Raw genomic sequence first — 25,211 nt, 5'->3', positions numbered from 1 at the left:
GTCTAGTAAACTGGTGGCGATTCATTATACCCGGTTGAGAAGTATCAACAGCGTCTTCCAGTTTCAGCAGAGCGATATCGTTATTTTCACTTTGAGAATCATAGGAGGGGTGGACCTTAATGCGGGACACGTCATGCAAGAGGCTGCTGGTCTGGGGCACATCCAGTGTCTGGCTGCCAATCAGCAGTTCAATATCATAGGCGGGTAATGGTTGCTCGTTACTGTCAAAGAGACAATGTGCTGCCGTCAATACCCAGTGCTTTCCAAGCAGCGTGCCGCCACAGAATTGACCATCCCCAACCGGGTATTGATGGCCGGCAGTGGCTGCCTGTGCGACCCAGTTCTCGTCAATCAGCGCGACCAGGCTATGCCAATTGCTTGAGGCTGTTTGTCCACCTATGACTTTGGGCTGGATGTCCTGCGAGGCATAGGAAAGTTGGCATGAAAGTGCCAAAAGAGCTGCTGCCGAAATATTTTTAGTCATAACTGCCTTTATCAGTCGAGGTCCCCGAAAAGGGCGGCAGTATAGGAGGTTAAGCCCGTTGCTTATGTAAGACATCTCTGACAATTTTGGTATGACATCGTGTTTTTAGAGATGCATCACATAACTGATATGCGCTATCTGATGAGAGGAGGTGGCCATTGTTGTCGTCAGGGTTTCTGCCATTTTCCTCGCCGCAACACCAGAGGAATAAAGAGCACGATGAAAAGCAGGTCTGTAGTCCCGCCGCCACCGCCTCCGCCGCCATTACTGTCTGGCTTGTCATAACTCAGGGTCAGGGTGCTGCCGGCGTCGCCGGTGGGGAAATCCCCTTCGTTGGCACTGGTGCTGAGCATCAGGCTGGCGTTCTGGGTGTTGTCCGCGCGGAGTGCAAGCGTGACGGTGGCGCTGGTATCGGGGGAGAGTGTGCCGATGGGACAGAGGATCGGGTTGCTGGTGCTGCAGCCCAGTGCGCTGGCGTTGCTGAGTCGGGTTGCGGCGGGCAGGTTCAGGGCGAGCTGCACGCCGGTTGCCTGTTTGAGGGTCGACCGGTTGGCAATGCGGATGCTGACACTCGCCTCGCCCAGGCCGTTGTCGAGAATGGTGCCGCGGGTTTGCCGGGCGGTCAGGGTCAGATCCGGCAGGGTCGAGAACACCACTTCCTGAACCAGGGTGTTGTTGCGAATCCGGTATTCATCCTTGTCACTGACCACCTTCAGGGTAGCCACAGCCAGCTGGTTGCCGCCGGTATTGCTGTCGATCTGGATGTTGCCGCTGGATGCCGTGCCGCTGGCCATGGACGAGAGCGGTTGGCAGCTGCTGCTGAGGCTGCTGCAACCGGGCCAGTCATAGGTGGCGGTGGCACCACCATTGCTACTCATGGACAGGGTCATGCGGGGCTGGTTGACCACGGTGGCCTGGCTGTCATTGCGGAGCGTGACCGGCAAAGAGGTGCTGTCACCGGGTAGCAGGTAACGGCGCGAATCATCCGCATGGAAGGCCAGGTCCACCAGCGGATAACCGGCGTCGGCAGTCAGCGACTCCAGGGTGGCGGCCTCGTCCTGCATGCTGGTGTAAATGGAGGGCAGGCCATTGGCGCATTTGCTGGTGCCGAAGCTGGTTACACCGATCAACCAGGGGTTGCGGTCGGTACCCACGAACAGGGGGCCACCACTGTCGCCGTAGCAGGTGTCCTCGCCATTGGGGTCGCTGGCGCTCGGGTTCAGTTCCTGGGCGCAGACCATGTAATCGGTGATGGTGTAGGGCGACTTGCTGCGGCACATGCTGCGCGGCACATAATCCAGCCGGGCCTCTTGCAGGGTCTGGGCCAGCGTATTGCTGTCCGGGCTGGTGGTGCCCCAGCCGAGCACGGTAACGGCCTCATTGCGTTGCGACTGGCTGGCCTTTTCCAGGGTGGTGGTTTGATCACTGGCCAGGCTGGGCCAGATATTGTCGCCAGTGCGGGGATCGATGCGAATCAGGGCCAGGTCGTGATTTTGCGCGTTGTCCGGGAAGACATGGTAGTTCGGATGAATGATGACTTGCCGGGCGGTGATGCCGTTGTAAATATCGTTGCGAAAGGCGGACTGGCCGATAAAAAGATGGATGGTGGATGGGTCCGGGTTGGCGCCCACTTCGCCCATGCAGTGGGCCGCGGTGATCACCCAGCGCGGGCTGATCTGGCTGCCCCCGCAGGAATAGAACTGGTTGTCGCTGGCCGGGTCCTCGATGGCGACCTGGGTCATCCAGGGCCATCGGGATGCCGGGGCGCTATCGCCACCGATCACCCTGGGGGAGGCCTGTGCCGCCCAGGCCATGGGCGGCAGGATCAGGGCGGTCAGTAGAGCAATACAACAAGAACGCATGGGAAAGTCATCGCCGGCTTTTTGCCCAGTCTAGCACCGCCCGGCGTGAAGTCTGTGACAGTGTGTTGCCGGCTGGCCGCTAGCGGTTCAGTGGCGGCGCATGGGCCAGCCAGTGACCGTCTTCGTTGGTGGTGCGGGCCATGGAGCCTTCCAGGTGGCTGAGGGCCTGTTCCAGCGCCGCATCACCGTCATTGAGCGTCATCAGCGCCGCGCGCATGCCCGGGTTGCGGTCACGCAGGTTGTTGAGCAGCTGCTCAGCGGCGGCGGTGGCGGTGCAGGGCAGCAGCAACGCCAGCTGCTGGTCGCCATAACGGGCGGCCACATCACTGCGGCGGATGCGCTGGGCAACCCGATCAGCGAGCAGGGCCAGATCCTCGTGCTCGATCAACGCCAGGGTCAACGGCGAGGAAATGCGGTCGTGCAAGGGCACCAGCCAGCCGGCGGTGCTGACCAGGGCCTGGTGGCTGATAAAACCGGTGTCCGGGTCCTGCCAGGTGGCTTCCAGCGCGGCGCGGGCCAGGGTCTGGTTGCGCCATATCATCAGCCCGAAATAGAGCATGCAGCCGGTCAGGGCGGCGAGCAGGAAAAGGCTCGCTGATGCCTGGTTGTCGGTGACATAGGACAAACGAATCGGCAGTACCACCGTCAGCACCACCTCTGCCGCGGCCAGCATGATCAGAAAACGCTTGAGACCATAGAGCAGGCCATTGCTGAGCACGGCGATGAACAGCAGGGCCATGGTGGGCGGCGGGTTGCCGATATCCAGCAACAGGACGATGCCCAGGGTCACCAGGTCCAGCGCCGAGGCAAAAATATCCGCATTGGCCGGGCGCCAGAAAAGCAGCAGCAATTGCAGCACCACATAGGCGACAAAGATCACCCAGGGGGTGGCCTGGGGCAGGGTAAAGAAAAAGGCCGGCGTATGGTGGAAGTACAACACGGCGAGAGTGGCAAACAATACCCGGGCCACGTACTGCAGAAGAACAACGCCCTGTTCCGAGGCGATGCGATTGGAGGTGTTCATGGTTTGTCGTTCCCCGGTGTCAAGGGCTACCTATGTTGCGATAGGAGGCCGGCGGAATAAAGTCGTCATTGCGCTATAGTTGTTAAATGTTTTGATAGGAACGGTGATAAACCACTGTCCGTCGGGTCATTGTATTTCGTATCAGGCGGTGATCTGGCGGAAATAGGGAGGTTTCGTGGACCAAAGTCTCAATACGCCCCTGCGTGAAGATGTTCGTATGCTCGGTGATCTGCTGGGCATCTGCCTGCGCCAGCAGGCCGGCGATGCCATGTTCGATACCGTGGAGCGCATCCGCAAGGCATCGGTGGATACCCGCTCGGATGCCCAGGCCAGTCTGCCGTCCCTGCGCAAGTTGCTGGCGCCGTTGGACGACGACACCCTGCTCGAGGTGGCACGGGCCTTCAGCCAGTTTCTCAACCTGTCCAACATTGCCGAGCAGCACCACCGTGAACGGCTGCACCGGCAACACCTGCGTTACCCCGGCGACCCGGGCACCGACCAGGGGCTCAGTGATGTGCTCAGCCGCCTGGCCGACCATGACGTGCCGCAGGAGCAGCTGGCCGCCACCCTGCGCGATCTGTCCGTGGAGTTGGTGCTGACCGCCCACCCCACGGAGGTGACCCGCCGCACCCTGATCCGCAAGTATGACCAGATGGCGGACCTGCTCAGCGAACTGGATCGCCCGGATCTCAACGAGGACGAGCGTCAATTCCGCACCGATCGCCTGCGCCGACTGATTCTGGCCGCCTGGACCACCGATGAAATTCGCCGTGAGCGGCCCACCCCGGTGGACGAGGCCAAGTGGGGCTTCGCCACCATCGAACAATCTCTGTGGTATGCGGTGCCGGAGATGCTGCGCCAGCTGGATGCCCAGTTGATGGCCCGGGGCATGACCCCGCCGCCGCCGGACTGGGCGCCGGTGACGCTGGCCTCCTGGATGGGCGGTGACCGGGACGGCAACCCCAATGTCACCGCTGAGGTGACCCGCGAGGTGCTGCACCTGGCCCGCTGGATGGCCGCGGACCTGTACCTGCGCGATGTGGAGAACCTGCTGGCGGACCTGTCCATGGGCGATGCCAGTGACGAGCTGCTGGCCGCCACCGGCAACAGCCACGAACCCTACCGGGTGATCCTGCGCGAGGTGCGCGCCCGTCTGCGCCTGACCCGCGAGCAGATGGATGCCCGGGTGGAAGGGGCGCCGGTGCCGCAAGGTCAGGGTTATCGCAGTCGCGATGAGCTGATGGCGCCGCTGGCCATGATCGACCGCTCCCTGCGCAAGGTGGGGCTTGCCGATATTGCCGAAGGCGACCTGAAAAATACTCTGCGCCGGCTCAACTGTTTCGGCATCACCCTACTGCGCCTGGATATCCGCCAGGAATCCACCCGCCACAGCGATGCCATCGATGCCATCACCCGTTACCTGCAGATGGGTAGTTACCACGACTGGAGTGAAGCGCAGCGCCAGCAGTTTCTTACCGATGAATTGCAGGCCCGCCGGCCGTTGATCGATGCCGCCTTCCGGGCCAGTGACGAATGCACGCCGGAGGTGGCCGAAGTGCTGGACACATGCCAGGTGATTGCCGAACAGGGTGCCGAAGGCCTGGGCGCCTACGTCATTTCCATGGCCCATGCGCCGTCGGATGTGCTGGCGGTGATGCTGTTGCAGAAAATCGCCGGCGTCACTCACCCCATGCGGGTGGTACCCCTGTTCGAAACCCTGGACGACCTGGATGGTGCCGAAGCCACCATGCGCGCCTTGCTGGGGATCCCGTTTTACCGGCAGCGGGTGGCGGCTGGTCAGGAAGTGATGATTGGCTATTCGGATTCCGCCAAGGATGCCGGCTTTCTGGGGGCCGCCTGGGCCCAGTACCGGGCGCAAGAGGCGCTCACCGCACTGTTTGCCGAACATGGCATTTCTCTGACCCTGTTCCATGGTCGTGGCGGCTCGATTTCCCGTGGTGGTTCGCCCACCCGGGCGGCGTTGTTGTCACAGCCGCCGGGCTCCGTGGCCGGGCGCATCCGCGTGACGGAGCAGGGCGAGGTGATCCGGTTCAAATACGGCCGTCCCGCGGTGGCGGTATTCAACCTGGAGCAGTACGTGGCAGCCACGCTGGAGGCCTCGCTGCTGCCCCCTCGCAAGCCCGATCCGGCTTGGCGCGAGCAGATGGAAGCTCTCACCGCTACCTCCGTGGAGGGCTATCGCAGTGTCGTCCGTGACGAACCGGAACTGGTGCGTTACCTGCGAACAGTGACCCCTGAGACGGAGCTGTCCCGTCTTGCCCTCGGCAGCCGCCCGGCGCGCCGCAAGCAGGATGCCGGCATCGGTTCCCTGCGGGCCATTCCCTGGGTGTTTGCCTGGACCCAGATTCGCCTGATGCTGCCGGCCTGGCTGGGCACCGGCGAGGCCCTGGAAGCAGCCCTGGCCGACCCGCAGCAAAGCGCCCGGGTCAGGGAAATGGTCAGTGAGTGGCCGTTTTTCCAGGGCGCGGTGGACATGTTGGAAATGGTGCTGGCCAAGGCGGACCTGCGCGTGGCGGCCTGGTACGAGGAGCGCCTGGCCGGGGATGACCGGGATCTGATGCGCCTGGGCGAGGTGCTGCGCGGCCGGCTGGAAGCCTGCGTGGCGGCCTTGTCCGCCCTCACCGGCCGTGAGGACCTGCTCGACAACAACCCGGTGATGCGCTGGTCAATCCGCGTCCGCGACCCCTACACCGACCCGCTGCACCTGCTACAGGCGGAACTGATGGCCCGCCTGCGCCAGCAGGATGGCGACGCCACCCTGGAGAGCGCCCTGATGGTCACCATTGCCGGCATCGCGGCGGGGCTCAGGAATACCGGGTAAAGGCAATGGATAATTGACAATGGATAATTGATAACGCGCGATCCAGAGCGTCTGTAGTTTCAACGCAAGAGGCCGCGTCCCGTGTATGAGCGCTGCCTCTGCCTCTTGCATTGACGGACTCGACACGGCTTCCGCGCGCCGTTATCCATTATCAACTATCAATTTCTTCCCATTATCTTCACGTGGCTGCCATCGCATACCGGTGCGCTACCGCTGTGCTTGCAACCACAGAAAAACACGATGCGGTCCCGGTCGGCGGTATAGGCCAGCGGGGTGAAGCCGGTGCCCTTGTGGCTACCATCGCAGAAGGGCTGGCTGGCGCTGCGGCCGCAGGCGCACCAGTAACGGGTTTCCCCTTTTTTCAGCTCCATGGGGAAGGGCACGGTAGCGGGCGTTTTAGGGGTTGCCATAACGCTGTCTCCTGTCTTGGAAATGTCACCGACATGTCACCGGCGTGCCATACGGGCTGACGACACTGGCGCAAACTACCAGTGGAGTACGCCATGCTTGCGCAAGCCGCAGGAAAGATCAAAGCCCTGAGCCCCCAGTTGCGAGCATTCAGCCCCCAGCTGAAAGAGGCCATTGCCAAGCCTTTCGCCGCGACCGCAGACATTTTGCGCTTCCCCCGCGAACGAACCGAGCCGGCGCTGGAAGGTGGCAGCCGTTTCAGTGCCTATTTCACCCGCTCACGCCGGGAGATCATCAAGGTGCAGCGCATGCGTTACCGGATCTTCTCCCAGGAATACGGCGCCAGTTTCAGCGCGCCCTTCGGGCTCGACCGGGACCGTTTCGACAAGCACTGCCTGCATCTGGTGGTGCGTGACAACCGCAGTGGCGAGATCGTCGGCTATACCCGGGTGCTGCCCTGTGATCGCCTGTTTCGTACCGGCGGTTTTTACTCCGGTGGCGAATTCGACCTGAGCCGCCTGCAGCATCTGCCCGGCCGGGTGGCGGAGATCGGCCGCACCTGTATCCATCCCGAGCACCGCAGTGGTGCCGTGATCACCGTGCTGTGGGCGCGCCTGGCCCAGTACATGCTGGAAAACGATATTCGTTACCTGCTTGGCTGTGCCAGCATCGCCCTTGGCGAAGGCTACAACGTGGCCGCCATCGACCGCCGCATCCGTGAGCGCCACCTGAGCGAGACCACCCTGCGCGTGACGCCGCACCTGACCCTGTCGCAGCTGCCCGGTGATGTGAACGAACCGTCCATCAAGATGCCGCCACTGCTCAAGGCCTACCTGCGCATGGGCGCCAGTGTCTGCGGTGAGCCCTGCTGGGACCCGGATTTCAACTGCCTGGATTACTTCATCCTGATGGCGGTGGAAGACCTGCCGGCCCGTTACGTTCAACACTTCATGCAGCCGGCCCAGGCGGTATGAGTAGCCCGGTCAGCCCCACCAGCAGTCTGCCCGCCGCCGGCCCCTGGGCCCAGCTGCGCCGTCTGTGGCGTGTACTGCGGGTGGTGGTGCATCTGGCCTGGGGGTTCTTGCTGGCGCTGCTGCTGGGGGCCTTCTGGTCACCCTACCGGCCAGTGGTACTGGCCGCCAAGCAGCGCTGGTGTCAGGGGTTTCTGCGCATCATCGGCGTGCAGCTGACGGTGCAGGGGCAGCCCTGTGCGGCACCGGCACTGCTGGTCAGCAACCATGTATCCTGGCTGGATATCCCGGTGATTGCATCCTGTCGGCACCTGTATTTTCTTTCCAAGGCGGAAGTGGGCGACTGGCCGCTGATCGGTATGCTGGCCCGGGCGGTGGGCACCCTGTTCATCAAGCGCGGCAGCGGCGAATCCGGTCGCAAGGCCGAGGAAATCGCCGCCCGCCTGCGCCAGGGGCACACCGTGCTGGTGTTCCCGGAAGGGACCACCACCGATGGCAGTGGCCCACGCCGCTTCTTTGCGCAGTTGTTTGCCGCTGCCCCCCTGGCGGCGGTGCCGGTGCAGCCGCTGGCCATCCGTTACCTGGATGACAGCGGCCAGCCGGATCGAGGCCTGGCGTTCATCGGTGACGACGAATTCCATACCCACCTCTGGCAGATGCTGCTGCGCGAGCGAATTGCCGTGCGTCTGATCTTCACCCCGCCGCTGCCGCTGGCGGTGCAGGACACACGCGCACTGGGTGAGCAGGCCCGCCGTCAGGTACTGGCCGCGCTGTCCTGACTGGTCACGGCCGGGGCGCGCTTGTAGCATTGGCGCATTCTTTCCAAGGAAGCTTCCATGACCCGCGCCAGTGAACTGAAACGCTCCGACGTTATCGAGGTAAACGGCACCCTCTATGCGGTGCGCCAGATTGAAGTCCAGTCCCCGTCGGCCCGGGGCGCTGCCACCCTTTACCGGGTGCGTGCCAGCGCCGTGGGGGGCGGGCAGAAGTTCGAGGACCGTTTCAAGGGCGATGACGAACTGACCACCGTGGACCTGCAACGCCGTGGCGTGCAGTTTTCCTATGTGGATGGTGACGACCATGTCTTCATGGACAATGAGGACTTTTCCCAGTACCTGCTCAAGGCGGACGATATCCGCGACGAACTGGACTTCATCACCGAGGATACCGAAGGGCTGCTGGCCCTGAAGGTGGAGGATACCGTCATCGGCCTGGAGTTGCCGGCCTCGGTGGTGCTGGAAGTGACCGAAACCACCCCGGCCATGAAAGCCGCTTCCGCCTCGGCCCGCACCAAACCCGCTACCCTCAACACCGGCCTGGTGGTGCAGGTGCCCGAATACATCGTCGAAGGCGAGAAAGTGCGGGTGAACACCGCCGAACGCAAGTTCATGTCCCGGGCCTGATGCGCTGGCTGGCGGTGATCCCGGTGCTGGCGGCCCTGTGTGGCTGCCAGCTGGGGTATTACCGCCAGGCCATCGGCGGCCACTGGTCGTTGATGGCCAAACGTGAGCCGGTGGAGGAGGTGCTGGCCGACCCGGCCACCCCGGACTCCCTGGCCGGCCAGTTACGTTTCAGCCAGCAGGTCCTGCGTTATGCCGGCGACCATCTGGATTTGCCGGCGGATCATGTCTACCAGCAGTATGTGCCGCTGCAACGGGAGGCCGTGGTCTGGAATGTACTGGCCGCGCCGCGCTATTCGCTGACGCCGAAAACCTGGTGTTACCTGATGGTAGGTTGCGTCAGTTATCGCGGTTATTTTCACCGCCAGGCGGCGGAGCAGCAGGCGGCCCGGCTGGCGGAGCAGGGCCTGGATACCTGGGTGGGTGGTGCCATTGCCTATTCCACCCTGGGCTGGTTCGACGACCCGCTGACCACGCCCATGCTGGATCGTAGTGAGCCGGCCCTGGCCGAGCTGCTGATCCACGAGCTGGTGCACCGCAAGCTCTACATCAAGAATGACACCCGCTTCAACGAATCCCTGGCCACCCTGGTGGCGCGCCTGGGCGCGCAGGCCTACGTCACCGAGACCGGCATGGCCCTGCCAGCCGATTACTGGGCACGCCGGGATGCGGTGCACCAGGCCTTCCTGATGCTGGTGCGTGGCGCCCGTGATCAGCTGGCCGCGCTCTATGCCTCCGGCCTGCCCGAGGCGCAGATGGCCGGGCGCAAGGCCGCCATTCAACAGCAATTGCGTGATGATTTTGCCGCCCGCCGCCGTCAGCTACCCGCCCTCAAGGCCTACCAGGCCTTTTTTGACGGGCCCCTGAACAATGCCCAGCTTAACGGGGTCAGTGACTATAATGGCTGGGTACCGGCCTTTCGGGCATTGTGGCAGCAATGCCAGGGGCAATGGCCGCTATTCTGGCAGCAGGTGGAAACGCTGGCCGCACAGCCCGCCGAGGCCCGCCGGGCCCGGCTGCAGGGTCTGATAACCGAACACGATGAGTAGAGCGATGGAATTAGTGCGAACCCCCCAGCCGGAGCTGGCCAGTCACCTGATGGCCCTGCTGCAGGAGCGCGGCATGGCGGTCAGCCTGCATCAGGAGGGTGACCAGCAGGTGATCGTGGTCGACCAGCAGGATCAGTACCAGGAGTGCTACCGGCTGGTACAGCGGCGCCTGAGCCAGTTGCACCGCCAGCAGGCGGTGGAGCCGCTCACCGGTCGGCCGCAGCCGAACCTGTTGTCCGGCGGCTGGTTTGCCAGCATGGGCTGGGTGACCCGGGCGGTGCTGTTCGCCTGCGTGGTGGTCTACCTGACGCCCTACCTGTTCGGGCCGCAGGTATACCAGGCGCTGATGTTCCCGCAGGCCGCCGCCGACCTGACCAGCCAGCCCTGGCGGCTGATCACGCCCATGCTGCTGCATTTCGGGCTGTTGCACATTCTCTTCAACCTGCTCTGGTGGTGTGACCTGGGCCGCATGATCGAGCGCTTTCAATCCAGTCTTCAGCTGGTGGGGGTGACCCTGGTCACGGCGGTGGTCTCCAATCTGGCCCAGTTTTACACCACCGGCCCCCATTTCGGTGGCCTGTCCGGGGTGGTCTACGGCCTGCTTGGCTACCTGTGGATCTATGGCAAGGTCAACCCGGGTGCCGGCTATGCCCTGCGCCGGGAAATTGTCATCTTCATGCTGGCCTGGCTGGTGATCTGCTTTGTGGGGCTGTCCGGCATCGTCGCCAACGCCGCCCACCTGGGCGGGCTGGCCAGTGGCTGTGCCCTGGGCGCACTGTTCGGCCTGTGGCGCCGTAACATGGCCGCGGATGCCCCGTAATGTGGGCGTTAGCGGGCTGCCCTGGCCATTTCCCGGTTTGAGTTAGGGTAGGGGGGCTGCTATAAAGAGCAGCCAAGAATAATGAAAGGACATCAGCGGCTTATGCAGTGGCGCTATACACCTTCCTTCCTGCTTTCCGCCTGTCTGGTGGTGGCCCTGGGCCTGCAGGGCTGTGCATTGACCCGGGTAGGCGACAAGCTGCCCTATGGCATCCTCAACAACAATGATCTGCAGCTGGTCCAGGAAGGCTTGCCTACCTATTTGTTGCTGGTGGATGGCCTGATCGAGAACTGGCCGGAAAGCGAGTCCCTGCTCAGTAGTGGCGCGGATTTGTATGGCGCCTATGCCGGGTTATTCGTGTCCGACCCGGAGCGGGCCCGCAAGCTCAGTGCCAAGTCTCTGGACTATGCGTTCCGGGCCGCCTGTGCCCATGATGATGACTACTGCGATCTGCGTGCCCTGTCGGTGCCCGAGTTCGAGGCGCTGGTGGCGGATGCCGACAAGGGCGATGTGCCCGTGTTGTTTACCCTGGGCAGTGCCTGGGCCGGTTACATTCAACAGAATACCGGTGACTGGAATGCCATCGCCGAGCTGGGTCGGGTCAAGGCCCTGATGAAGCAGGTGGTGGCCCTCGACGAGGGCTACAAGTTCGGCCAGGCCCACATGTACCTGGGGGTGCTCGACAGCATTCTGCCGGCGTCGCTGGGTGGCAAGCCCGAGCAGGCCCGTCAGCAATTCGAACAGGCCGTGGCCCTGTCCGATGGCAAGAACCTGCTTGCCAAGGTGCTTTACGCACAGAAATATGCACGGCTGGTGTTCGACAGGGATTTGCACGACCGCCTGCTCAACGAAGTGCTGGCCGCCGACCCGGATGTGGATGGCCTGACACTGCAAAATACCTACGCCCAGCAGCAAGCCAAGCAATTGCTGGCGGGCGCGGATGAATACTTCTAGGAGCTCCTAATGCTGCGTCTCGCAACCCTTATTCTGGCCCTTTTGCCGCTGGCAGCCAGTGCCGCGACCACCCTGAAGATTTCCACCATCTATCCGGATGGCACCACTATCGTGACCGGGCTCAAGAAGGCCGGTAAGGACATTGCCGCCAAAACCGACGGTCGCGTCAAACTGAAGGTTTACCCCGGTGGCGTGATGGGCGATGACCGGGCGGTGCAGCGCAAGATCCGCATCGGCCAGCTGCAGGGCCAGGTGGCCCAGGGTGGCGCCTTTGCCGATGCCTATGAAGACAGCCAGATCCTCAATGTGCCGCTGGCCTTCAACAACTATGACGAGGTGGATGCGGTTCGCGCCGAACTGGATCCGGTGATCAAGCAGGGCCTGGAAGAGGGCGGTTGGGTGACCTTCGGCCTGATCGATGGCGGTTTTGCCTACATCATGTCCGACAAACCGGTGAAGAGCATCACCGACCTGCGTGACCAGAAGCTGTGGTTGCCGGCCAACGACGCCGCCTCTGCCCAGGCGGCCAAGGCCTTTGAACTGTCGCCGATCATGCTCAACATCGGCGCGGTTCTGACGTCCCTGCAAACCGGCGCCATCAATGCCTTTGCCGCACCGCCGGTGGCGGCACTGACCCTGCAGTGGTATTCACGGGTGCACTACGTCACCGACATGCCGCTGCTCTATACCTTCGGCCTGCTGGGCGTGCAGAAGCGCTACTTCGACCGGATCAGCCCGGCGGATCAGAAGGTGGTGCGCGAGGTGCTCGAGAACACCTTCGATACCCTGGATGCCGAGAGCCGCAAGGAAAACCTGAGTGCCTTCCAGGCGGTACAGCAGCAGGGCCTGCAGATCGTCAAGCCGGATGCCGAGCAGCTCAAGGAATGGAAAGACTACGCCCGCCGCGCCACCAATGCGCTGGTCAGTGAGGGGCAGGTCAGCCAGGCTATGCTGGATCGTCTCAATGGTATTCTGGCCAAGTACCGCGAAGCGCACTGATGAGTGCCTTGCTGCGTTGGCTCCATCGAATCGAGGACGGCCTGATTGTGGCCGTCCTTTTGCTTATGGTGTTGTTGGCGGTGGCACAGATCATCCTGCGCAACTTCTTTGGCACCAGCCTGGTATGGATCGAACCCCTGCTGCAGAACGCGGTGCTGTGGATCGGCCTGCTGGGCGCCATGATTGCCTCCCGCCGGGACGAACATATCCGTATTGATGTGGCATCGTCCCTGCTGCCGGAACGCTACCATCCCTTCCTGACCACGGTGGTGGATTTGTTCACCGCCGGTATTTGTCTGCTGGTGGCCTGGTACAGCGTTGGTTTCCTGCGTGAGGAGTACCAGTATGCCGGCGATGCCTTTGCCAATGTGCCCAGCTGGCTGTTGCAGGCCATTATTCCGGTGGGCTTCTCGGTGATGGCGGTGCGTTATGTGCTGTTGTTTACCATGGGCTTGATGGGCAAGCGCCCGCGTTTGCAGGAGCCCCACGCATGATCACCATTGCCATTATCCTGCTGGTGCTGCTGGCGCTGATGGGCGCGCCCCTGTTTGCCATTATTCTTGGTGCTGCGGCGCTGGGCTTCTACACCCAGCAGACCGAGCTTGCCGTTCTGCATATCGATATCTATCAGCTGAGCAATTCGGTGGTGCTGATGGCATTGCCGCTGTTCACCTTTGCCGGCTTTCTGCTCAGTGAATCGAAAACCGCTGACCGCATGCTGCGCCTCAGCCAGGCCGCCTTTGGCTGGATGCCCGGCGGCATGGCGTTTGTGTCACTGATAGCCTGCGCGTTCTTCACGGCCCTGACCGGTGGCTCCGGGGTTACCATCGTGGCGCTGGGGGCCCTGCTGTTCCCGGCGCTGGTGAAAGGCCAGTACCCGGAAAAGTTCAGCCTGGGCCTGGTCACCTCCTCCGGTAGCCTGGGGCTGTTGCTGGTGCCTTCGGTGCCGTTGCTGATCTACGGCATCATTGCCCAGCAGATGTCCCAGCAGCTGGACATGCCGCCGGTGGAAATCGTCGATCTGTATCTGGGTGGCCTGGTGCCGGCCCTGCTGATGATCGTGCTGCTCTACGGTTACTGCGTCTGGGCTACCCGCGGCACGGATGTGCCCCGTCAGGCGTTTGATTTCCGCGAGCTGGTGGAGGCGTTGTGGGAAGCGCGCTGGGAGCTGCCGCTACCGGTGGTGGTGCTGGGCGGCATCTTCTCCGGGTTTCTGGTGGTCAGTGAAGCGGCGGCGGTGACGGCGCTTTACGTGCTGGTGGTGGAAGTGTTCCTGTACCGGGAAATTTCCCTGCGCAAGCTGCCGGGCATCATGCGCGAGTCCATGATCATGGTGGGCGGTATTCTGCTGATTCTGGCAGTGGCGCTGGCCTTTACCGATTTCCTGGTCTACGCCGGCGTGCCGGAAAAGCTGTTTGCCTTTATCCAGACCCATGTTCAAAGCAAGGTAGCCTTCCTGGTGTTGCTCAATATCCTGCTACTGTTACTCGGTGCCATGCTGGATATCTTTGCCGCCCTGGTGATCATGGTGCCGCTGATTCTGCCGGTGGCATTGCGCTACGGGATTGATCCGGTACACCTGGGCATCATCTTCGTGGCCAACATGCAGATCGGCTACATCACCCCACCGGTGGGCATGAACCTGTTCATCGCCAGCTACCGCTTCAAGCGCCGGGTCACCGAACTGTTTGCGTCCACCATTCCGTTCATGCTGGTACTGATCGTGGCACTGTTGCTGATCACCTATATCCCGCAGCTCAGTCTCTGGCTGGTGAGATGAGGCAGTGGTAAGGCAATGGATAGCTCGCAAGACAAAGGAGCTATGCCCTGCAAACAAAGAGGCCGCGCCCGGTGTCCGGGGGCGGCCTCTTTGTTTGGCGGGCGGTGAGATTCCAGGCCTTGTGCTGATTACTTGCGCAGCGCCTTCACCAGGATGCCCTTGCCCGCTTCCTTCTTGATCTGGAACCACTTGGGATAGGCGCGCATCATGTCACTGAGTTTCTGGTGGCCGTACAGGCGGGTATCGAAATCCGGTTTGCGCTTGTTCAGGTGTTGCCCCACGGTACCCAGGTTGGCCCAGTCTTCTTCCCCGCAGATATCTTCGATCACGCTGGCAATCAGGTTTAGCGGTGGTGGGTCATTGCTGACCGGTTTCGGGGTTGGCGGGGCCGTTGGGGTGTCGCCGGTCACGTTGTCCTGCGTCTTGCTCTCGGTATTATCGGCGCGCAGCACTTCGGTATAGATGAACTTGTCGCAGGCAGACACAAAGGGACCGGGGGTCTTTCGTTCACCGAATCCGTAAACGGTGAGGCCCTCTTCTCTCAGGCGGGCGGCCAGACGAGTAAAGTCACTGTCACTGGAAACCAGGGAGCCTCTGAAAACCCCTTGCACGCTCAGGCTTACAGGCTGGTTCACAATCTAGGCGCCTTTTTGAAGGTGTATGTCGATCCATCGAAAAAAGGCAACAACGAGTGTGGGCCAGCCTGAAAGCCCCGAAGGGCGTGCCCTGAAGCGCACATCTGTTGCGCCTTGCCCCTAGAAAAGGGAACCACCCTGTCCGTCGTGACAAGACACAACAGCTGCACGCTTCAGGGCACGCTGAGCATGTAAGGAGTTTTTCAGAGGCTCCCCAGGCAAAAACCGGAAAGTTGCTTGGTGTAGAGCAGATCCATGGCATCAATGATCATGCTGCTGTCGGTGGCATTCTTGCCTTTGGTGTAGGCGAATTGCTGCACCGGCTGCACGGAATGTTTCAACAGTACGTCTTTCCAGCCGCCCAGGTTGGGCTTGGTCCAGTCGCCGTAGATGCGCTTGACGCTGGCAGTCCCGTATTTGGCAATTTCCTCGAAAAGGCCATCGATGATTTTCGCCGGTGCATTATCGGCGTCAATCAACACCGCCAGAGAGGCCTGGCCCGGGGCCTGGCTACTGTCGTTATCATTCCGTTTTGACATGGTTATTCCCTTGCTGAGACTGCCACAAGCTTAGCCTATTGACCGGCCAGGCAAACAGATCTTCCTGGCACGGTTTCAACGGGCGCTGGCAGTATCGTTTCATGCCGGGCCACGGATCGTCAGTGGGGTTGTCTTAGAGGGTTGCCTCAGTGTCGCTCGGATTGCATGCAGGCAGGCTCCCACAGCAAACCTTACCGCATTCAAACGCACAAGGGTCGGCTGCAAAGCTGGATGCGCCCTTTGTGTTTTAAGTCCGCGCAGTGATTAACGGCTTACTGCCTTCTGACCTTCTTCCATTTCCTTGACCGACTTCTTGAAGACAAAACCGGCCATGAACCGTAGGGGCATCATGCGAATCCAGGCACTTTGCAGGGTCACGGCAAGGCTGGGCAGGGCGAATGTCTTTTTCTGATTGAGGGCCTTGTAGCCGGCGATGGCCACATCTTCCGCCGTATCGATCTGGGCGGAGACAAACCGGGTGATGCCGCTGGAGGAGGGGTGCTGGCTCTGGGCAGTATCCAGAAACGCGGTTTTGGTGGTGCTGGGGCAGAAGCAGGTCACCTGCACGCCGTAGGGCTTGAGTTCCTGATGAAGGGAGGCGCTGAAGTTGATGACAAATGCCTTGCTAGCGCTGTAGGCGGCAAAGAATGGCATCGGGCAGAACCCGGCCAGGGAGCCGATATTCATGATCTGGCCGGTTCCGCGCGCTTTCATCCTTGCTCCCAATAGCAGACACAGTTTGCTGAGCAGAATGTTGTTGAGGGCCAGCATGCGCTCGAGTTTCTGGGTGTCCTGTGCCACATGCTCACCCGTCATGCCAAAGCCCACGTTATTGAGCAGCACATCCAGCTCGATGTTTTCCTGATCCAGCCACGCCAGGATGCGCTCGGCGGAATCCGGTTGTGAAAGATCCATCTGTACCAGATGGTAATCCGCGTCCGGGCGCTGTTCGCTGAGCTGTTCAGCAAGCTCATCCAATTCGCTGTGAAGCAGGCTGAAGACCACGATGCGATAACCGTCGCGATTGAATAGCTTGCAGAACTCACGGCCAATGCCGCCGGCGCCGCCGGTGATCAGTACGGTTTTTGTCATTCCTGTGCTCCTGTCAGGCGCCGGCGCTTTCGCCTCGGTTTTGGGGGCCCAGATCAAACGGGCCAATGATCATGCTGCCCGAGTGCTCGCGGTGCCAGGCTTCCCGCGCCTTCCAGGCCCTGCCGTAGCGGTAGAAGGGGATGGTCGGATAGAGATGATGGATCAGGTGATAGTTCTGATACATCAGCACCGGTGTCAGCCACCATTCCTGCCCCATGCGCATCAAGGCGGTGGTGTTGGGGTTCTCGTCCTGGCGACCGGTGTGTGGGTAGTGCGGCAGCACCATGAACACCAGGCACATGAGGAAAAAGGCAAAATAGGTGGGAATCAGCCACAGTGTCAGCATGTAAAACGGCGACCAGGCCGTCAGGGCGGCAAAGATCACCGCCGCTACCAGGATTTCGCGCAGTACTTCACGGACCTGAACATTGGGCAGCAGCGATGGATTGCGCAGGAACTTGTAGAGATAGAAATACGGCCATAGTCCCCACAGGGGCATGGTCCACAGGCTACTTGCCATCCAGTGATCCGGGTCGTTGTCCGGGTCATTGGCAAAGCGGTGGTGGCGCATGTGCAACAGACGGAACAGTTTGCCCTTGCCAAAAGGCACGGCCACGAAAGTGGCCGCAGCCAGGATGAAATCGTTGTGCTCGGGCTTCTGTGCGGCGGCCCGGTGAATGGCTTCGTGGGCCGGGGTAAACAGGGCATAGCCGGCAATGCTGTTGACCAGCATGCCCAGCCAAAGTGGCCAGATCCCGGTGGGGGTCAGTGCCCAGGTCAGGGCGATGGCAGCCAGTGCCGTGACCAGAATCATCAGGGTGGGCCATGCCACTGGCGGTGATACCTTCAGGCGTCCCAGTTCATGGTTCTTGTCTGCGTTGCTCATTGCGCCAGTCTCCCGTGGTGCTTTTTTTCAGTGTTACGGCAAGCGGGGGATGCGGTAAGCGCGGATGCTGACAAGACGGGGATGATAAATGACACCTGTCACCGGCGTGTCACTGCTGTATGGCGATTTATTCCTGCCGGAACTTCCCGGGGCTGGTGCCGAACCAGCGCTGAAAAGCGCGCCGGAAACTGGCCACATCCGTGTAACCCAGGTCTTCCGCCACGGCGGCCACCGTATAGTGGGGCAGGCTGAGCAGCTGGGTGGCGCGCCGGCTGAGGGTCTGGTCCAGCAGTTGCTGGAAACGGGTCTCTTCGCGTTTGAGTTTGCGAATCAGGGTGCGCGGGCTCATGTGCAGGTGATCGGCGACCTGATCCAGGCTGGACTGACCATGGCTCTGATGCAGCAGGGCCAGTACCTGGTCGGTGACGGTGCCCTGTTTTCGCAGGGTTTCCTGCCGGGCCTCGCATTGCTGAATGGCCATCCACAGCAGGTCCCGGTCGTGACTGGCGAGCATTTCATCACCGTAATGGGCGGGCAGGGACAGGCAGACCTCGGGGTGGTCAAAGATCACGTCGATGCCGCGGAACACCTTGCGGTAGGCGTCAGCCCAGGGCGGCGCCGGATAGTTGAAACAGGCGCGGCCCTGCTCGATGGGCTTGCCGCGCAGTACCACATGGCAGGCGTAGGCCGAGGCCATGGCCGACTCGGTGAGAAAGCGAATGGCCTGATCCAGGGGGTAGGCGAACGTCAGGTGCAGGGTAATGGTGTCGTCGTCCTCGTCCATGTCGGTCCGGAATACCCGGGTCCGGGTGTTGGTGAAACTGGCGAACACCCGCATGGCATCGCGCAGGGTAGGGCTGGCCATGGCGGCCATGCCCATGGGGCCGTGCATGGCGGGCAAGGCACGCAGGCCGGTTTGCAGTGCCAGGTCCGGCGCATCGCTGAGCTGCCCGGCGTTGTGGATTAACTGGCAGGCGCCGGGCCAGTCAATGAAACCGTCGCCGTGCTGAAGGGTTGCCACGTCGATGCCGGTGTTTGCTACCAGGGCGCCCAGGCCGTCCTGATCCACGCCCAGGGTCTGGGCGATCATGCGGCAGTAGGCCAGCGCCAGGTCCGGTTTCATCGGGGCGCGTCCTCATCGGCCGGTGGCAGGGCCAGGTACTGGGCAACCATGCGTGTCAGCTCCCGGGCCAGCTCCTCTTCTCGGATCAGGCCATTGTCCTGGCTGATATGACGAACCATGGTGAACAGCACGCTGTTGGTGACGATGAACACCCGCACCTCCAGGTTGCGGATTGGATAGTCCCGATAGTGGCGCAGGAAATACACCCGCGCCAGATCCATGAAATGCTGCTGCAGCACATCGACCACCCGGTTGGTGGGCAGTCGGTGCCAGTTGCGTACCAGCTCCAGGTAGAGGCCGTCACGGGAATGCAGCACGGCAAAGCCGAAACGAATGGCACTGTCTACCAGGGCGTTCATGTCCACATTGTCGATTAGCGGCAGGCGCTTGAGACCGGCGCCGATGTCGTCGGCCAGGCTACCCATCAGGGCTTCGATCAGAGCGTCCTTGTCACCGAAATACTGATACAGCGAACCGACGCTCACCCCGGCTACCTCGGCGATACGGGCGGTGGTGGTGCTGTCCAGCCCCTGTTGCTGAATCACCCTGGCGGTGGCGTCGATCAGGGCGCGGACCATCTCGCGGGAGCGTTGTTGTTGGGGGCGTTTGCGCACAGCAGCCTCTAATGCGAATTGAATGCGAATACATATTCGCATTAAGTTTCGTGCCAGACAAGTCGGGCGACAGGAGATGACGATGACAGCCCAGCCAATCATTAATCCCATCCCCGGGCGGGTGCGTCCGTTCGAGAAGACCCAGGCGCCCACGCCGGCGCTGTTGCGACGCCTGCTGGGCCGGGATCTGGCCCCTGACCGTGAGGAGTTCGATGCGGTGGTGGGGGCCCTGAACGTGGGTGACCCGGCCATGGACAACCTGCTGGAATGGATGATGGATTACGGGCCCCGCGAGGCCCGTGCACTCTACGAGCGTGCCATTGGTGACGGCCTGGCGACCCTGCCCGATTGCCCGGAGCCCCTGCGCCTGTTCGTGAAAGGGCTGGAAAAGCGTCCGGCCTGGGTGGATTTTGACCTGATTGACGAGGGCGCCCGGTTTATTCATTCCACCGGTATGACCGCCCCCTATGTGCTGCGCGATCTGGCCCTGATGGGGGGCTATCTGCTGTCCGGGTTCAACCAGTCACTGGTGCTAACCGGCGCCTTGAACAAGGGCGCCTCCCGGCGGGTGGCGGAAACCGGCAAGTGGTGGGTGGACTGTACCGAAGTGGGTGGTCTGCAGCGTTTTTCCGAGGGATTCCGAAGCACCCTGCATGTGCGCCTGGTGCATGCCATGGTGCGTCGCAACCTGGCCGGTCGAGAAGACTGGGATAGCACCCAGTGGGGCCTGCCGCTCAGCCAGGTGGACATGGTCGGCACCTATCTGGGCTTTTGTGTGGTGATGCTGGGCGGGCTGCGCAAGATGGGGATTGCGGTCAGTCGTCGTGAGTCCAGGGCGGTGATGCATCTGTGGAAATATGCCTGCTGGCTGATGGGGGTGGAGGAGCGCTGGCTGGTGGACAGCGAGCGCGACGGGATCGTACTGCTGCATCACACCATGATGACCCAGAGTCGCCCGGACTGGACCAGCCGCGAACTCGGCCAGGCGCTGTCCCGCGAACCCCTGGACCGGCACTTTGCCCATCTGCCGGCCCTGCAGCGAAAACTGGCTTATCACCGTCATCTCAGTGTCAGCCAGTACTTTCTGGGCAAGGAAAAAATGCAGCAACTGGGGCTGCCCACCAACCAGACGCCCTGGTATCCGTTGCTGACAATGCTGCCGCGTTTTTCCAGCCATGTGGTTCAGCACCACGCGCCGGGGCTGCGCCAGTGGCAACAGCGTCGCGGGCGGCGTGCCCAGTTGCAGGTGCTGCAACAGATGTTCGGTGACGGCAAGCAGGATCTGATTCGCCCGGGGGCCAATCACCCCGGCCACGTGTGAAAGGAAACCATGATGTCTGAACAACGCGATAAAACGGTGCTGATAACCGGGACTTCCTCCGGGATCGGCCGGGCCGCCGTGAGCCATTTTCAGGCCCGCGGCTGGAATGTGGTGGCCACCCTGCGTGACCCGAAACAGGCCGGCGATATGGCTGACCTGCCCGGCGTGCTCTGTCTGCGCCTGGATGTGAATGATCGTGACAGCATTCACCAGGCGGTGGAGAAGGCAATCCAGCATTTCGGCGCCATTGATGTACTGGTCAACAATGCCGGTTACGGTCTGATGGGGGCCTTTGAGACTCTGGACGAGACACAGATCCAGCGTCAGTTCGACACCAATGTCTTTGGGTTGATGGAAACCTGCCGGGCAATATTGCCGCATTTTCGTGCACGCAAAAGCGGGGTGCTGGTGAACGTGGCCAGTATGGTGGGCCGTGTGCCATTGCCATTGTATAGCGTTTACAACGCCAGCAAGTGGGCGGTGGAAGGCTTTACCGAGGGATTGGTCTATGAGCTCAATCCGCTTGGCATCAAGGTCAGGATTATCGAGCCGGGCGCGGTGGATACCGCCTTTTTCGGGCGCTCTTCCGATCGTGACAATCGCACCGGGGTAAGCAGCTATGATGACTATGCCCGCGAGCAGTTCGGTGTCATGGACAAGACCGGACCCGGTGGTTCCCGCCCGGAGCAGGCCGCGGCCATGATTTATCGTGCTGCCACCGATGATGGCGCCCGGCTGCGCTACAGTGTTGGCACCGATGCTCGCCTGTTATTGCTGGCCCGCCGTCTGCTGCCGGAAACCCTGTTCCGTTCCATGATTCGACTCAGCCTGACCGACAAGGCATTTAACAGCGTGGGCAAGTTACTTTACCGCTCCTGAAACCGCTTTCGTTATTGGGTGGCCACCTCCCCGGCAAGCGGGTCGGGAGGGGCTGCCCGGTGGCGAAACAGCAAAACGGCAGAAAAAAAGAAGGCCGCCGGGGAGGCGGCCAAGGGGGAAGTCACTTCACACGGGGATCGGTTTCAGATTCAGCGCATCTGGATTCCGGTAGCCGGCTCAGGGTGTTGCCAGCTGATGGGGAGTACTTTAACGGGAGGAAGGCGGGAAACAGAGCACGCTGATCTGTGGCGTTTGATCAGTTTTTTGAATGTAATTCAGGCTTTCACTGCAGCGATTTACGCATGAAGTGGCGTGGCAGAGCAATCCCTGCGCGCTGCACCTCTTCCCGCTGTTCGCTGACGAAGCCCATGTAGGTAAAAAAGTCATGGGCGGTAAGGCTGGCATGGGTAGTCAGGCTGGCGACACCGGCGACCCGGGCACTGTCTTCCAGGTGCTGGCAGAGTAGCGTGGCAATACCCAGGCCACTGGCCTGCGGGTGCACGAACACCATATTGATATGGTCGTCCTGGCGCTGGGCAAAGCCCACCGGTTTTTCTTCCCATTCCGCCACCATGACCTCGCCCTCGGCCAGCAAGTCGGCAAGGCTGTTGTGGTCATGGGCCTGGCTCCAGGCGTCCCGTTGCTGTTGATCGTAATCATTGGCGGCGGTCACCTGAATGGCATCGCGAAACACCGTCATCAAACCGTCGATATCGCCGGCATCCAGGGGACGAATCACAAACGGCAGCAGCGATGCCAGTGGATCCGGTTCGCTAACGGGGCCGGCTGCTGAGGTGTCAGGTACGGTCGTGACGGGAGCCGTCTCCGTGGGCGTTGCCACGGGCTGTGGGCCAAAGCGTTGTTTCAACCATTTCCACATCGGTGCCCCCGGGCCGGCTCACTGGGCCGGTGAATTGTTGTCGCGTTGTTGTGCTTTCAGGGCCTGCAATTGTTGTTCCAGTGCCTTCAGGTAGGCGTCCTGCTGCTTCAGCAATTGCTGACTGGTCTTTACCTGTTGTTGCAGATCCTCTGCCCGGTCCTTCAGTTCCTGCTGTTCACGCAGGCGGGCATCCCGTTGTTCCGCGTCTACCAGTGCCTGGTCGCTTTGCGGCTCACCGGCCGCCGGCTGCTGTGCACTCAGCCAGGATGACAGGGCAAGCAAACAGGTCAGAAGCACAAGACGCACGGCATTCCTCCGGATTTGGGTGAAGGAGCGTCAGCATAGCAAAAACCGTTGCCGGCGTGGTGTGGCCCGATCAAAGGTCCGTACGTTGCGCCAGGTTGCTGCTTTGTACGGATTTCTTGGTTGTTTGTTAGGACCTATGCCGGTGTCACATAAGTTGGATTATGGTACCAGAAAACGGCATTTCATTGCCCATATCAACAATAAGCGCCTGCCTGATGTAATGAACCGGGGCGGGACGACCCGGAGGTTCCATGCCTTTTCTGTCTGCCTGTGCGTCACCCGCTGTCGCTGCCCGTACGCTTGTCATGTCCCTGTTGCTGGGGGCGATGTTGTCTGCCTGCGGAGGCGGTGGCTCATCATCCCCGGTCAGCCCGTCCCCCGCTGCCGAGACACCCCGGGACACCCCGGAAGAACCGCCCGCGCCACCGGCCCAGGCTCGGCGGCTGCCGGCCTATCTCACGCCGGGGTTGATGCTGGCCGATGACGACAGCAACGCGGACGCGGCTTCCTGCGAAAAGCAGCAGAAGCTTGCCGGGGAGCGCAGCTATGCGGTGCATCTGACCTCCGCCAGTGGTGAGGTGATTACCTTCCAGGTACTGGAGCCGACCGCTATTGATTGTGTGCAGGGGCATCCGCTGGTGTTCCATGGCCACGGCTTTGGCGGCCAGCGAATCACCGACCCGGCGGGCACCATCGTCGAGCGGCTGCTGGCCAATGGCTACGCGGTGATCAGCATTGACCAGCGTGGTTTCCATGACAGTTCCGGCACGGTGCGCGTCATGGACCCCAACTTTGAAGGCCGGGATCTGTTGCAGATTCTCGACTGGGCCGAGACACACCTGGATTATCTGGCCCATGACCTGCAGGACGATGGCAGTTATAACCTGGCCGCCGGAGCCACCGGTGGCAGCTATGGCGGCATGTACCAGCTGCTGATGCACAATCTCGACCCGGCCCACCGGCTGGATGTGCTGACCCCGGATATCACCCCCAACGACCTGCGCTTCAGCCTCAGCCCCCATGGCACCATCAAGTCGGCCTGGGCGCTGTTGCTGGTGGCCGGCGGGGAGGCCGGTGCCAACCAACCATTGCTGCAGGGGCTGGACCCGGCCATCAAGGAAACCCTGCTGCGCGGTGCCACGTTCAATGTGATCCACGAAGGGGCGCTGCCGTTCTTCTATTACCACAGCGCCAAGTATTTCCTGGATGCCTTGCCGGCGGAGCAACAGCAACCCATGTCGTTTCTGACCGCACCGCTAGCCGGCGGCCTGGAGTACGATTTCCCGGCCCACTCCCCGGCGCCGGTGGATATCCTGTTCAGTCAGGGCATCCGCGATACCCTGTTCAATTTCAACGAGGCCTGGGCCAACTATCAGGGCTACCGGGCGCTGGGCGGTGACGTACGGCTTATGACCCACGAGAGCGGTCACATCCTGCCGTCCATCCAGAGCCTGCTGGATCAGCTGGGTCCGCTGACCCAGATCACCGGTCCGCTGCAGGATCTGGTCAACAGTCTTGGCCTGACCCTGCCGGACCTGCAGCAGCAGGCCGGGCTGGCCCAGTGCGGTGAGCTGTCACAGCAGGATGCGGTGGTGGCCTTCCTTAATGAAAAGCTGCACCCGGCGCAGGCACAGACACTGCCTGACCCGGTGTTGTCGGCGGTGGATCGGCTGCGTGATCAGGTCTGCCTGTCGCTGGCCGATGGCCAGGCCCTGTGGGTGAACCCGGACCGGGTGGCCGATCAGAATCGTGTACCCACGGCTATTGCGCAGACACTGGTGCCGGTACCCAATGGCCTCACCGGACTCACCAGCCTGGTGGCGCCGGTGTTCATTCCGTTGCCTGATGTGCTGGGCAAGGACGATACCCTGGCTGGTATCGGGCAGCTGGATGTGACCCTGTCTCTGCCGTTGCCATTCAATGTGCCCAATGACTGTGAAGCGGTCAGCGCATTACCGGCGGAGCTGCCGATTACCGGCTGTGATGCCATCATCTATGTGGGCTGGGGAGCCAGAAAAGGCATGGCAGCCCCGCGGCTGATTGATGACCAGATCACCCCCCTGCGCGGGCTGGGTCAGCATCAGGTGGATATGGTCGGGGTCGCCGAGAAACTGGCTGACGATGAGCAGCTCGGTCTGCTGGTCTACGGTTATCACCTGCAATACCTGTCCAGTGTATCCCGGGATCTGCTGGTGCCGGCGGTGGCCATCAAGGGTACCGTCTCGGTACCGGTGAATTGACCTTTAACAGGCTGTTGAAAAGCAGCCTGTGCTGGCGGCACCATCATGCCGCCAGCACAACCAAGCGCATTAAGCGATGGATTTGCCGTGCCCACGTTGATGG

The 25,211-nt window shown here is 61.7% G+C and carries 25 protein-coding genes; 13 read left to right on the top strand and 12 right to left on the bottom strand.

Translation table 11 applies throughout. The features are described from left to right. The 3 genes from A11A3_RS17470 to A11A3_RS12045 all read right to left on the bottom strand — a co-directional run. Positions 1–484: S1 family peptidase (locus tag A11A3_RS17470; RefSeq protein WP_162136918.1), on the bottom strand; the 484-nt coding region annotated here is incomplete at its 3' end. A gap of 167 nt (positions 485–651) precedes the next feature. Beyond that, complete coding sequence (locus A11A3_RS12050; RefSeq protein WP_008929581.1) at positions 652–2,346, bottom strand: S1 family peptidase; 1,695 nt, start codon at positions 2,344–2,346, stop codon at positions 652–654. A 79-nt stretch (positions 2,347–2,425) separates the two neighbouring features. Further along, positions 2,426–3,370, bottom strand: coding sequence for a hypothetical protein (locus tag A11A3_RS12045; RefSeq protein WP_008929580.1), 945 nt, complete (start codon positions 3,368–3,370; stop codon positions 2,426–2,428). A gap of 175 nt (positions 3,371–3,545) precedes the next feature. Between A11A3_RS12045 and ppc the strand changes: the two genes are divergently transcribed. Then, positions 3,546–6,212, top strand: coding sequence for a phosphoenolpyruvate carboxylase (gene ppc / locus A11A3_RS12040; RefSeq protein WP_008929579.1), 2,667 nt, complete (start codon positions 3,546–3,548; stop codon positions 6,210–6,212). A gap of 158 nt (positions 6,213–6,370) precedes the next feature. Here ppc and A11A3_RS12035 read toward each other — a convergent pair whose 3' ends face one another. After that, entirely contained in the window at positions 6,371–6,622 is a 252-nt protein-coding gene (locus A11A3_RS12035) for a CDGSH iron-sulfur domain-containing protein (protein WP_008929578.1), read from the bottom strand. 93 nt (positions 6,623–6,715) lie between these two features. Between A11A3_RS12035 and A11A3_RS12030 the strand changes: the two genes are divergently transcribed. From A11A3_RS12030 to A11A3_RS11990, 9 genes are all read left to right on the top strand, one after another. Continuing rightward, positions 6,716–7,594: a GNAT family N-acetyltransferase gene (locus A11A3_RS12030; protein ID WP_008929577.1), complete on the top strand. Its 879-nt coding sequence runs from the start codon at positions 6,716–6,718 to the stop codon at positions 7,592–7,594. After that, a complete protein-coding gene (locus tag A11A3_RS12025; RefSeq protein ID WP_008929576.1) occupies positions 7,591–8,370 on the top strand; it encodes a lysophospholipid acyltransferase family protein in 780 nt (259 codons plus the stop codon). Before A11A3_RS12030 ends, A11A3_RS12025 begins: the two co-directional genes overlap by 4 nt. Positions 8,371–8,427: 57 nt before the next feature. Beyond that, positions 8,428–8,994: an elongation factor P-like protein EfpL gene (gene efpL, locus A11A3_RS12020; protein ID WP_008929575.1), complete on the top strand. Its 567-nt coding sequence runs from the start codon at positions 8,428–8,430 to the stop codon at positions 8,992–8,994. After that, positions 8,994–10,040 (top strand): aminopeptidase, encoded by a 1,047-nt coding sequence (locus A11A3_RS12015; RefSeq protein ID WP_008929574.1) that lies wholly within the window; start codon positions 8,994–8,996, stop codon positions 10,038–10,040. The genes efpL and A11A3_RS12015 overlap by 1 nt, the downstream gene beginning before the upstream one ends. 4 nt (positions 10,041–10,044) lie before the next feature. Then, the gene (locus tag A11A3_RS12010) at positions 10,045–10,860 is read left to right on the top strand and encodes a rhomboid family intramembrane serine protease (RefSeq protein WP_008929573.1); all 816 of its coding nucleotides are present in this window, start codon (positions 10,045–10,047) and stop codon (positions 10,858–10,860) included. A gap of 102 nt (positions 10,861–10,962) precedes the next feature. Beyond that, positions 10,963–11,814, top strand: coding sequence for a TRAP transporter TatT component family protein (locus tag A11A3_RS12005; protein ID WP_008929572.1), 852 nt, complete (start codon positions 10,963–10,965; stop codon positions 11,812–11,814). Between the two features lie 9 nt (positions 11,815–11,823). Continuing rightward, positions 11,824–12,813, top strand: a complete 990-nt coding sequence (locus A11A3_RS12000; protein WP_008929571.1) for a TRAP transporter substrate-binding protein — start codon at positions 11,824–11,826, stop codon at positions 12,811–12,813. Further along, positions 12,813–13,307, top strand: a complete 495-nt coding sequence (locus A11A3_RS11995; protein ID WP_008929570.1) for a TRAP transporter small permease — start codon at positions 12,813–12,815, stop codon at positions 13,305–13,307. Before A11A3_RS12000 ends, A11A3_RS11995 begins: the two co-directional genes overlap by 1 nt. Next, positions 13,304–14,593 carry a TRAP transporter large permease gene (locus tag A11A3_RS11990; RefSeq protein ID WP_008929569.1) on the top strand — a complete coding sequence of 430 codons (1,290 nt, stop codon included), beginning with the start codon at positions 13,304–13,306 and terminating at the stop codon, positions 14,591–14,593. The genes A11A3_RS11995 and A11A3_RS11990 overlap by 4 nt, the downstream gene beginning before the upstream one ends. Positions 14,594–14,721: 128 nt before the next feature. Here A11A3_RS11990 and A11A3_RS11985 read toward each other — a convergent pair whose 3' ends face one another. From A11A3_RS11985 to A11A3_RS11960, 6 genes are all read right to left on the bottom strand, one after another. After that, on the bottom strand, positions 14,722–15,228 hold the full coding sequence (locus A11A3_RS11985) for an NYN domain-containing protein (protein WP_237738862.1): 507 nt from the start codon (positions 15,226–15,228) through the stop codon (positions 14,722–14,724). Positions 15,229–15,431: 203 nt separating this feature from the next. Next, entirely contained in the window at positions 15,432–15,767 is a 336-nt protein-coding gene (locus A11A3_RS11980) for an NYN domain-containing protein (RefSeq protein ID WP_051011808.1), read from the bottom strand. 264 nt (positions 15,768–16,031) lie between these two features. Then, complete coding sequence (locus tag A11A3_RS11975) at positions 16,032–16,859, bottom strand: SDR family NAD(P)-dependent oxidoreductase (protein WP_008929568.1); 828 nt, start codon at positions 16,857–16,859, stop codon at positions 16,032–16,034. Positions 16,860–16,872: 13 nt separating this feature from the next. Continuing rightward, the gene (locus A11A3_RS11970) at positions 16,873–17,745 is read right to left on the bottom strand and encodes a fatty acid desaturase (RefSeq protein ID WP_008929567.1); all 873 of its coding nucleotides are present in this window, start codon (positions 17,743–17,745) and stop codon (positions 16,873–16,875) included. Between the two features lie 127 nt (positions 17,746–17,872). Next, complete coding sequence (locus A11A3_RS11965) at positions 17,873–18,868, bottom strand: AraC family transcriptional regulator (protein ID WP_008929566.1); 996 nt, start codon at positions 18,866–18,868, stop codon at positions 17,873–17,875. Next, complete coding sequence (locus tag A11A3_RS11960) at positions 18,865–19,482, bottom strand: TetR/AcrR family transcriptional regulator (RefSeq protein WP_040297126.1); 618 nt, start codon at positions 19,480–19,482, stop codon at positions 18,865–18,867. Before A11A3_RS11960 ends, A11A3_RS11965 begins: the two co-directional genes overlap by 4 nt. 82 nt (positions 19,483–19,564) lie before the next feature. On the opposite strand from A11A3_RS11960, the gene A11A3_RS11955 reads away from it, so the two are divergent. Both A11A3_RS11955 and A11A3_RS11950 read left to right on the top strand, forming a co-directional pair. Further along, the gene (locus A11A3_RS11955) at positions 19,565–20,803 is read left to right on the top strand and encodes an oxygenase MpaB family protein (protein ID WP_008929564.1); all 1,239 of its coding nucleotides are present in this window, start codon (positions 19,565–19,567) and stop codon (positions 20,801–20,803) included. Positions 20,804–20,815: 12 nt separating this feature from the next. Continuing rightward, entirely contained in the window at positions 20,816–21,682 is an 867-nt protein-coding gene (locus tag A11A3_RS11950; RefSeq protein WP_008929563.1) for an SDR family oxidoreductase, read from the top strand. A 283-nt stretch (positions 21,683–21,965) separates the two neighbouring features. Here A11A3_RS11950 and A11A3_RS11945 read toward each other — a convergent pair whose 3' ends face one another. After that, positions 21,966–22,421, bottom strand: a complete 456-nt coding sequence (locus A11A3_RS11945) for a GNAT family N-acetyltransferase (RefSeq protein WP_008929562.1) — start codon at positions 22,419–22,421, stop codon at positions 21,966–21,968. Between the two features lie 159 nt (positions 22,422–22,580). Beyond that, on the bottom strand, positions 22,581–22,868 hold the full coding sequence (locus A11A3_RS11940) for a hypothetical protein (protein WP_008929561.1): 288 nt from the start codon (positions 22,866–22,868) through the stop codon (positions 22,581–22,583). 251 nt (positions 22,869–23,119) lie between these two features. Between A11A3_RS11940 and A11A3_RS11935 the strand changes: the two genes are divergently transcribed. Next, entirely contained in the window at positions 23,120–25,108 is a 1,989-nt protein-coding gene (locus A11A3_RS11935; protein WP_083851754.1) for an alpha/beta hydrolase, read from the top strand. Positions 25,109–25,211: the final 103 nt, after the last annotated feature.

Origin of the sequence: Alcanivorax hongdengensis A-11-3, assembly GCF_000300995.1 — a bacterium.
GTDB classification, from domain to species: domain Bacteria; phylum Pseudomonadota; class Gammaproteobacteria; order Pseudomonadales; family Alcanivoracaceae; genus Alcanivorax; species Alcanivorax hongdengensis.
This window is presented reverse-complemented; position numbering and strand designations above follow the sequence as displayed.